Genomic DNA, 9,338 nt, shown 5'->3' on the forward strand with positions numbered 1-9,338 from the left:
GCGCGCCCCTTGCGGGCGCACCTCGCTTTTCCTGCCTGTTTTTTCCTCAGTTCGATAAAAATCTTTCTACCTGACCCGGTATAAATTTTGTTCAAAATTTAAAATCGAGTGATATAATGTGAGCCAAGTCACACTTTCCTGTATTCAGTAAGACGGCCTGAAGGACTTCCCTGACCTTCCTTCTTCGCCGCCAGTGATGTCGATTGAATGTCGGGGATATCACTGATTCTAAGAGGTTTTTGCAGATGGCCACCTTAACCACCAGTTTGATTGTTATGCGCTGGGAACTCCTGAGTGCGGTAATGATGTTCTTTGCCAGCACCATGAAAATTCGACTGCGTCAGAACAGTCATCACGTGATGGCGCTGCTGTGCGGTGGCATCGGCGTAGGCATGTCCTGCTGGTTTGTCACCGGCCTGCTCGGTATCACGCTGAGCATGGAGAATCTGCATAACTTTATGGAAATCTCCAAAAACGCCTTTATTGAAGTGATGAGTCAAACGCCAACCGATTGGCCAATGCCTTAATAGCTGCCAATAAAAAACCCCGCCGAAGCGGGGTTTTTTATTTTGCTGTGTGATACTTAAATTTTCTTCAATACGGCCGGAATGGTTACTTCCGTCACCGTGATGCCCGGTATCTTCGTACCGCGACGATCCTGAATCCACATATCACCCATCATCTGATTGAGCCCGCGATCCAGACCGGTCACCAAACCCGCGCCCGGCGTAAAGGTCAATTCGCCGAAGTAGATCTGCTCTTTATCGATGTACCAATCCACGCGCACATAATCGAAATCACTCGCCAGCTTTTTACTTAACGCCAACGCGTGCTGCAACGAGGCCATTTGTGGCGTCACGTCCAGGCCGGTATCACGAATTTTGTGATACGCCTCGTTGAGGTTGTTGACGTAAAAGTTCATCGACAACAGCGGATTGCAGCGGTTGTAGATCACCTGCAACACATACTCAAAGCTGCCGTCGCGCTTGTTGAACATGTGGAACTTGTAGTCAATCGGCGCCGATTTACCATCGCCAATGTACTGCTCCACCAGAATGCGTGGCTTGATGTAGCGATAGTGAATCTCGCGCGCTTCGTTGGCGAAATCGGTCTTCAGCCAGCGATGGCAGTCGCTAATAATCTGCTGCTTCTTCAGCGCATCCGGCTCTTCCAGCAAAATCTCCACCATGTTAGAGGCGTGATTCGGCTTGATAACGGTATTTTTCCAGCTCGGCAGCGTGTGCAAAGAGCTTGGATCGCTGGTCTCGTACACCAGCGGGATCAGGTATTCGCTGCCCACTTTCTCGGCGATATATTCGCGCACCGAGTATTTGTCCGACAGACGACCATACATCTGATAATCGCCATGGATGAATTTGCGGTACAGCACCTTCTCGTTAAACACTTTCGGCTCACGCAAATTGGGCAGTTTGCGGAACTTATGAAAATAGTAGATACGATCCTGGTATGCCCAGGGCATCTTCTTGATGAAGTACTGCACGCTTCTTCTGAGTTCATCTTTCAACTTGAGCATATCTGACCTCATTTGTAGGTTTTGTAGTTGAGTGAGGAAACCTGGATTTTTTGGATGACGCCGTTTTTGAAGAAGTAATTCATTACGGTAAGAGACAGCAATTCTGAGATGAAAACGCTCCATGCGGCACCCATGATGCCGTAGCCCTGGATCAGCCACCACGACAGCGGCAAGCTGATCACCATCAGGCAAACAATTTTCTTCAACAGATAATTAAACCCGCCTTCTTTGACCATGTAGCGATACGCTACGGTCCCCATCGCCGAAAAGCAGGTCGCTAACGACAACAACGTAATGAGACTTCCTGACTGTGTGTACTCGTGACCATATAAAGCGATGATGATTTTTTCGCCGTACATCGCGATCACCGCTAACAACAACAATGAAACACCCATGACATAACCATTAAGCCGTGCTGTCAGCTTGATGGCGGCTTCTCCACGCTCGCGGAAGATTTCCGAAAAGCAGGAAGTGATGATGGCGACCGGGATAAAAATCCAGGAGGCCGAAATGGTATTGGCGGCGGCGAACAGCCCGAGATCGCGCGCCGAGGCGATGCCCGCCAGGAACATCTGTGCCGCTTTCACCTGCACCGAGATAAAGATGCTGGAGATGGCCAGCGGCAATCCTGCATACAGCAAATAGCGCAGATAGGTGTTGCGCTTATCCTGCGGCGGCGCCACGTCCTGATTTTCGCGGTAAAAGTTGAAACGCTTAATGACATACGGCACCAGCGTGACGGCGACAATCGATACGGTCAGCCACAGCGGATTGAGGTGCAGCCAGGCAATGGTGAAACTTAAGCTGAAGCCCAGCAGCAAACCGACAGAGTTGGCGATGGTGTTCAGTCGCGACGCTAAGCGCGCATTGTTGTAGACACTGAAGGTGTCCTGCGTCACGAAAACCGAAGAGATAAACGAGGCCAGTGCAAAGGCGAGGAAGTTTTCCTGCATGTTGTACCAGACCCAAATCAAGACGGGCAACGATGTGAGCAACAGCAAAACCATGCGCATGTTGCGCGCTACGGTCATCAGGCGCAGCCCTTTCGGCGCACTCTTACTGATACGTTTAAACAGAATGGTTTCCGTACCGAAAATCGCCACGGTCTGCACCATGGAAAACAGCGAGGTCGAAAACGCCATTTGGCCAAAGATGGTTGGACCAAAGGATTTTGCCACGTAGGAGGTCACAAATATGACGCCGAACACGGAGACGATCTTTTCAGACATCATCCAGGCGGCATTAGACATTACGCTCAATTTCATTGACTGATCCTTAGTATTACGAACTACAACAACTTTCGGTACAACGTCCTTGAAATGAATTAACAAGCGCTCAGTGGGCCTGACTTAATTTATTAACTTCAAACCAAACTGGTCCGAAAAATGAGACTCGCGTCAGCAATTAGGAATTATATTCAGGAAAATTCCGATTATATCCGGTGCGAAACTCGGTGGATGTAAACGATTTCAGCTTAAATTCTAAGCAAAGGTTTACTGGCACACCCTGACATTTCTGCAAGTGGTTTATGCCGATTTTCCAATGAATGTAGTATTTTTCTGCATTTGGGATGGAGAGAATTTATATCAAAAACCTAAAGCCAGGAAGGCGTTCAATGCCATTCGGAATAAAATAAGATTTATCCCATGATGATATTTCTTCTAAATATCTTAATTTAACCCTCGCAATTCAAATCGCGCACTTTAATACTGAATTAATAGTGTTTTTGCAGTGCCAGATATTAATACAGTAATTCTCATCCACTAATTGATAAGAAAGGTAATAGCATTTATGAGAAAGTCACGATATAGCGAAGAGCAAATCACAAATGCCATTAAAGCTTCTGAAACGGGAGTGAAAGTCAGGGAGATTTGTGAGGAGCTTGGCATTTCCGAGGCCACTTTCTATAGCTGGAAGAAGAAGTTTTCTGGGCTCTCTTCCGAGGAAGGTCGCAAAATCAAGGAGTTGGAAGATCAACTTCTTAACCTCACGCGTGAACTGCAATCTCTGAGTTCCGATAAAGAGATGCTGCAAAGCGTATTGAAAAACTTCTTCACCACGAATGAAAAGCGTCAGGCAGTTAACTTTCTGCAAACGACATTCGACATAGGTACCCGTCGTAGCTGCCGTTTACTGGATATTAGCCGTAGCGTTTATCATTATCCTGCAGGAACAGATAATCGCTAACACCATTAAGGCCGATGTTATTTGACTTAATGCTGAGATTTGTTCTTACCAGAAGATATGAAGATCATTTAATACGGCGTTCACAACATAACAATTCGCTCCAATTTTTCCTGATGAATACCATCGCGGAATTGCTTCCTTTTTTGCGGTAAAATAGATTCACATCAGCAAAAGTCTCTCTATTCAAGCCATTCAAACGAAGTCCAATCTCATTTCGGTGAGATTGGCGCTTCAATTATTACTTTACCAACATTAATCATCAGCCCTGAATGCAGACAATTCTGTTAAGCATTAATGAACAACGCCGTGTAACCGCTCACACATAACCTCTGTTTTTAACTGGATCTACTCCTGGATTCATTCATCATTCGGTTGACGCGCGTAGACCATAATTTCTCATCATGCCGCCAGGAATAATCCTGATAAGAAAGGTTATCGAGCCTAAACAATAACAGCCAAAAAGCGGGAGATAAGTTAAATTACTGCACCCTATTCATCGTTACGCTTAATGGTTTTTTGCCAACGGTTAATGGAATCTTTCTTAACATCGCCCTATTCCCTTAAGCAAAAAGTGGCTTTCGAGTGCCAATCTTCAGTGCCAAACGGCAATAAACGGTAGGTTAGATGCATGTTTTTCCGCCTTAACGCGCCGGTTTTTTCCGCTTTAGGGCCTGCTATAGCCAGGAAGAACGAGGATTAATGAAGGTTTAGTGCGCCTTAATACGGCCAAACACTGTCGCACGGGACGCAGCGGCATGTCTGTTTATGACAAATCAGGGCTGAAAAAGTGGCTGAAATTAGCCGAAAAGTTATATCGACGGCCTGGTCAGCGTCAGAAAGCGGGATTTGAGGTGTGAAAGAGGTTAGTCAAATTCTTAAAATACAGCGGAGTACGCTGCCGAAATGTTTTTCAGCAGCGCTCTTTGATGAGTTATACCGCAGTGATATGCGGCTGGGGTTTAATGCGCATCGCGTAGATTACGCCAACAATCAAACAGCCAATGCCGACCGCAGTTAACAGCGGCGGCCAGCTTTGTCGCCACAGGAATGTCCACAGCAATCCGGCTAAGGTTTCGAACACAATCAGCGGCCCCATGATCACCGTCGGCACGCGCTGACTGGCAGCATTCCAGCAGAGTGTGCCCAGCCATGAGCAGATCAGCCCGATACCTAACATTAATAATAGAAAGCGTTGCGGCTGCGGCCCGAAGGGCAACGCAAACTCAGGTTGCTGCCAGTGGAGCTGCACGCAAACTAATAGATAGAACACCAACGCCAGCGGCAGCGTCACCAAACCTTGTGCCGTCGCCCAACTGGATGGTTTGTGTTGGGGATGCGCACGTAACCATAAACCATTACGCAGCGGATACCATGTCCAGCATGCCACCGCCAGAACCGCTAGCCCTAAACCGGTGAGATAGCGCGACCAATCAAAATCGGGACCCTGCGTCTGAAGTTCGGCGGCATTCACGCAAGCCAGGCCTGCGGCAATAATCAGCAAAGCCGGCGTCAGTTTGCGCCACGGCAAACGCCCTTCAAGATGGCCATAACAGAGATTGGCCGTCACGGTAATCACCACCGGCAAGGTGCCGATAATCATGGTGGAGATGGGCGCGCCGGTGCGTTGAATCGCGCTGGCGAGAAACGCGTAATAGAGCAGATTGCCAATCAGCGACAGCTTCAGCGCTTCAATCCAATCTTTGCGCGCCAGCTGACGCAAACGACGGCGATCCAGCCAGGCAAGCGGCAACACCACCAATCCAAAGGCAACGTAGCGTCCGGCCGATTGTAAGGTGCCCGGATAATCCGGTATCAGCAGCGGCCCCACAAAGATCAATCCCCACATCAATCCCGCTGCCAGCGCAAACAGTATTCCAGCAAACATAAACTCTTCCTTTATATGCATTCCGCTGCAGTGTGACGCAGGCGGAGGCGAAAGGCTTGTAGCAGATTGCGGTTAGCGTGAAGGGAACACTTGTTTTTGATAGCGGCCCGGCGTGATGCCGTAGCGATGCGCGAAGGCGCGGGTGAGATGTGCCTGATCGGTAAGTCCGACCGATGCCGCGACGGTTGCCGCACTGTCGCCGCGCGCCAGCTGCTGTTTCGCGGCGAACAGGCGAAAAGCCATCAGCATTTGATGTGGTGTAACGTGGAAGTGCTGTTTAAAACTGCGCAGGAAATGCCACGGCGACAGCGATGCCAGCGCAGCAAGCTCTTCGAGGCGCACCGGTTCGGCGAGGTTTTCACGCAAATAGTCTCGAACCGCATCAAAGCGATGCGCACCTTCAGCAGGTCGTTGCTGTCCCTGACGCGCCAGCGGTCGCATCAACTCCAGCAGTTCGAGCAAAGTGCTTTCGCGCTCCAGCGTGGTTTCCGCCTGCCACATCTGCGCCAGCAATTGTGAGAACGGCTGCGCCAACCGCGCATCGGTGCGCAATGCATCGGTGAACCACCAATCACGATCGCCGGTCAGACGATCCATTTCCAGCGGATCGATATAGATCATGCGATAGCGCCAGCCTTCGTCGCAGGCAGATTCACCGGTGTGCAGCTCGTCGGGATTCATCATCACTAACGAATGCTGCGGCGCGGTGTAATTGGCGCCGCGATAGCGAAAGCGCTGGGCGCCGGACTCGATAGTACCGATGCCAAAGGCTTCATGGGTATGGGGTTCAAAAGCGTAGCGGGAGATGTGCGCCTGATACAGCTCGATGCCCGGCAGCTCAGCGAAATGCTGAAACTGCGCACGATCTTGCTCACAAGGAAAGATTTCAGGAACCACCTTCACGACACACCTCCGGAATAAATCGCTTATAAGCATGCGCGGCAGTGGCGATAAATGCAAAGGTGAATTGCTTTACCTCTGCGCGTCGGCAATCCACACTGAGGCTTCAAACTTAGGAGAGTGAAATGGCGAATCGAGTCGTAGTTGTGGTGGATATGCAAAATGGCGTGCTGGCAACGCCGCGTTTTGATCGTGCCGGACGCTGCGAGCGGATCAATCAGTTAATCGCTGCGGCCGATCAGGTGATTTTCATCCAGCACGTTGGGCCAGGTTTAGAAGTTGATTCAGCTGGTTGGGCGATCGTGCCCGAGCTGCAGCAGCCAGCCAACGCCATCTTCATCAATAAGACCGCCTGCGATAGCTTCTGGCAAACCGATCTTGCCGCTCAACTCGACCAACTTGGCATTAAAAACTTCGTCATTTGCGGCTGCGCGACCGATTACTGTGTCGATACCACCATCAAAGTCGGCGCCAGCCTCGGCTATCACATCACCGTCGCCGCCGATGCGCATACCACCGCCGACCGCACGTATGTTTCCGCGCAGCAGCAGATCAATCAGCACAACGAAGTGTGGGCCGATTTAATTATGCCGGGCAATCCGGTGCTGGTGCGTGAGACGGAAGCGTTATTGCGGGAATGGCGACCGCATTAAGGCTGCAACTTGTTCGGCTGCAGATAAAAAAATGCCACTCCTCGCGGAATGGCATTTCTGGGTTCGATAACGTCAGGCCTGAGATTGCTCAGGCGGATAATCAGAACGGAATATCGTCGTCAAAATCCATTGGCGGTTCATTGTTGGCTGGTGCGCTCTGCTGCTGTGGACGCTGTTGCGCACCGCCGCTGAACTGGTTACCACCGCCCTGCGGCTGCTGTTGTGGCTGCTGTGGCTGGCCCCAACCGTTGTTATTGCCGCCGCCCTGGCCGCCCGAAGGTGCGCCACCTGCGTTCGCGCCCTGCTGACGTCCGCCCAGCATCTGCATGGTGCCGCCAACGTTAACCACCACTTCAGTAGTGTATTTTTCCTGACCGGCTTGATCGGTCCATTTGCGGGTGCGCAGCTGACCTTCGATGTAAACCTGAGAACCTTTACGCAGGTATTCGCCAGCGACTTCCGCCAGCTTGCCGAACAGCACAACGCGGTGCCATTCAGTGATCTCTTTGTTTTCACCGGTTGTCTTGTCGCGCCAGCTCTCTGACGTGGCCAGCGTAATGTTGGCTACCGCGCCACCATTTGGCATGTAGCGCACTTCCGGATCCTGACCCAGATTCCCGACTAGAATCACTTTGTTTACGCCACGACTGGCCATGTTGCTGTCTCCCGATGAGTTGATGCTAAAAGTCTAAGCGAAAAATTGTATCACGTCACATTGGCGTGTGCCCACTTTAGAGCGGGATTCCAAAATTTATCGGCGGACAGAATAGCAAAAACACTGGATATTTATTCAGTTTATTTTTTGTGCCATAATGGACCGTTTCTGCTGGTCGTGCTGGCAAGGCATGGCGAGTGTTGTTCAATCCGGGAAAGGTGAATGGATAAGATCGAAGTCCGCGGTGCTCGCACCCATAATTTGAAGAACATCAACCTGATCATCCCTCGCGATAAGCTCATTGTGGTCACCGGTCTGTCAGGTTCCGGTAAGTCTTCGCTGGCGTTTGATACGCTGTATGCCGAAGGCCAGCGTCGCTATGTCGAGTCGCTTTCGGCCTATGCGCGCCAGTTTCTTTCATTAATGGAGAAACCGGACGTTGACCATATTGAAGGTCTTTCGCCCGCCATCTCCATTGAGCAGAAATCGACTTCGCATAACCCGCGTTCCACCGTCGGCACCATTACTGAAATTCATGACTATCTGCGCCTGCTGTTTGCACGCGTGGGTGAGCCGCGCTGTCCGGATCACGACGTTCCACTGGCGGCGCAAACCGTGAGCCAGATGGTTGATCAGGTGCTGTCGCAGGAAGAAGGCCGTCGTCTAATGCTGCTGGCACCGGTGGTGAAAGATCGCAAAGGCGAACACACCAAAACGCTGGAAAACCTCGCGGCGCAAGGCTACATCCGTGCACGTATTGATGGCGAAGTGTGCGATCTGTCGGATCCGCCGAAGCTGGAGCTGCAGAAGAAACACACCATCGAAGTGGTGATTGACCGCTTCCGCGTGCGCGACGATCTGGCAACGCGTCTGGCTGAATCCTTCGAGACCACGCTGGAACTGAGCGGTGGCACGGCGATTGTCGCCGATATGGACGATACCAGCGCCGAAGAGATGCTTTTCTCGGCTAACTTTGCCTGCCCGATTTGTGGCTACAGCATGCGCGAACTCGAACCGCGCCTGTTCTCGTTCAACAACCCGGCCGGCGCCTGCCCGACCTGCGATGGCCTGGGCGTGCAGCAATATTTCGATCCCGATCGTGTGGTGCAAAATCCCGAGCTGTCGCTGGCGGGCGGCGCCATTCGCGGCTGGGATCGCCGTAACTTCTACTACTTCCAGATGCTGCGCTCGCTGGCTGAACATCTGCAATTCGATGTCGAAGCCCAGTTCAACAGCCTGAGCGACAACGCGCGCAATGTGATTCTGTACGGTTCCGGCAAAGAGAATATCGAATTCAAATACATCAACGATCGCGGTGACACCTCAGTGCGCCGCCATCCGTTTGAAGGCGTGCTGCACAACATGGAGCGCCGTTATAAAGAGACGGAATCCAATGCGGTGCGCGAAGAGCTGGCGAAATTTATCAGCAACCGTGCCTGCGCCAGCTGTGAAGGTACGCGTCTGCGTCGTGAAGCGCGCCATGTTTTTGTTGAAGACACCAACCTGCCGACCATCTCAGAAATG

8 protein-coding genes and 1 pseudogene are annotated in these 9,338 nt (G+C 51.3%); 4 read left to right on the forward strand and 5 right to left on the reverse strand.

Annotation, left to right across the window (positions count from 1 at the left end):
- The first annotated feature begins 245 nt into the window (after positions 1 to 245).
- Positions 246 to 527: a YjcB family protein gene (locus tag RTY00_RS12930; RefSeq protein ID WP_008109973.1), complete on the forward strand. Its 282-nt coding sequence runs from the start codon at positions 246 to 248 to the stop codon at positions 525 to 527.
- Positions 528 to 583: 56 nt separating this feature from the next.
- Here RTY00_RS12930 and RTY00_RS12935 read toward each other — a convergent pair whose 3' ends face one another.
- Positions 584 to 1,534 (reverse strand): ATP-grasp fold amidoligase family protein, encoded by a 951-nt coding sequence (locus RTY00_RS12935; RefSeq protein ID WP_008109972.1) that lies wholly within the window; start codon positions 1,532 to 1,534, stop codon positions 584 to 586.
- An 8-nt stretch (positions 1,535 to 1,542) separates the two neighbouring features.
- Entirely contained in the window at positions 1,543 to 2,799 is a 1,257-nt protein-coding gene (locus tag RTY00_RS12940; protein WP_293791888.1) for a polysaccharide biosynthesis C-terminal domain-containing protein, read from the reverse strand.
- A 526-nt stretch (positions 2,800 to 3,325) separates the two neighbouring features.
- On the opposite strand from RTY00_RS12940, the gene RTY00_RS12945 reads away from it, so the two are divergent.
- Positions 3,326 to 3,721 (forward strand): IS3 family transposase, encoded by a 396-nt coding sequence (locus RTY00_RS12945; protein WP_008109970.1) that lies wholly within the window; start codon positions 3,326 to 3,328, stop codon positions 3,719 to 3,721.
- A 931-nt stretch (positions 3,722 to 4,652) separates the two neighbouring features.
- On the opposite strand, the gene RTY00_RS12950 is transcribed toward RTY00_RS12945, so the two are convergent.
- Together RTY00_RS12950 and RTY00_RS12955 are read right to left on the reverse strand one after the other, a co-directional pair.
- On the reverse strand, positions 4,653 to 5,606 hold the full coding sequence (locus RTY00_RS12950) for a DMT family transporter (protein ID WP_312664725.1): 954 nt from the start codon (positions 5,604 to 5,606) through the stop codon (positions 4,653 to 4,655).
- A gap of 72 nt (positions 5,607 to 5,678) precedes the next feature.
- A complete protein-coding gene (locus tag RTY00_RS12955) occupies positions 5,679 to 6,509 on the reverse strand; it encodes an AraC family transcriptional regulator (protein ID WP_312664726.1) in 831 nt (276 codons plus the stop codon).
- A 122-nt stretch (positions 6,510 to 6,631) separates the two neighbouring features.
- On the opposite strand from RTY00_RS12955, the gene RTY00_RS12960 reads away from it, so the two are divergent.
- On the forward strand, positions 6,632 to 7,159 hold the full coding sequence (locus tag RTY00_RS12960) for an isochorismatase family protein (RefSeq protein WP_258144371.1): 528 nt from the start codon (positions 6,632 to 6,634) through the stop codon (positions 7,157 to 7,159).
- 100 nt (positions 7,160 to 7,259) lie between these two features.
- Here RTY00_RS12960 and ssb1 read toward each other — a convergent pair whose 3' ends face one another.
- Positions 7,260 to 7,814, reverse strand: coding sequence for a single-stranded DNA-binding protein SSB1 (gene ssb1 / locus RTY00_RS12965; RefSeq protein ID WP_008109965.1), 555 nt, complete (start codon positions 7,812 to 7,814; stop codon positions 7,260 to 7,262).
- A 222-nt stretch (positions 7,815 to 8,036) separates the two neighbouring features.
- On the opposite strand from ssb1, the pseudogene RTY00_RS12970 reads away from it, so the two are divergent.
- A pseudogene (locus tag RTY00_RS12970) lies at positions 8,037 to 9,338 on the forward strand (excinuclease ABC subunit UvrA); the annotation flags it as partial.

The organism is Pantoea sp. CTOTU49201 (assembly GCF_032054795.1).
In the GTDB taxonomy this organism is placed as follows: Bacteria; Pseudomonadota; Gammaproteobacteria; order Enterobacterales; family Enterobacteriaceae; genus Pantoea; species Pantoea symbiotica.

Bases quoted from the DNA above. Each gene is read 5' to 3' on its own strand.
- RTY00_RS12935 (WP_008109972.1), bottom strand. From the start codon at position 1,534: ATGCTCAAGTTGAAAGATGAACTCAGAAGAAGCGTGCAGTACTTCATC.
- RTY00_RS12940 (WP_293791888.1), bottom strand. From the start codon at position 2,799: ATGAAATTGAGCGTAATGTCTAATGCCGCCTGGATGATGTCTGAAAAG.
- ssb1 (WP_008109965.1), bottom strand. From the start codon at position 7,814: ATGGCCAGTCGTGGCGTAAACAAAGTGATTCTAGTCGGGAATCTGGGT.
- RTY00_RS12960 (WP_258144371.1), top strand. From the start codon at position 6,632: ATGGCGAATCGAGTCGTAGTTGTGGTGGATATGCAAAATGGCGTGCTG.
- RTY00_RS12950 (WP_312664725.1), bottom strand. From the start codon at position 5,606: ATGTTTGCTGGAATACTGTTTGCGCTGGCAGCGGGATTGATGTGGGGA.
- RTY00_RS12945 (WP_008109970.1), top strand. From the start codon at position 3,326: ATGAGAAAGTCACGATATAGCGAAGAGCAAATCACAAATGCCATTAAA.
- RTY00_RS12930 (WP_008109973.1), top strand. From the start codon at position 246: ATGGCCACCTTAACCACCAGTTTGATTGTTATGCGCTGGGAACTCCTG.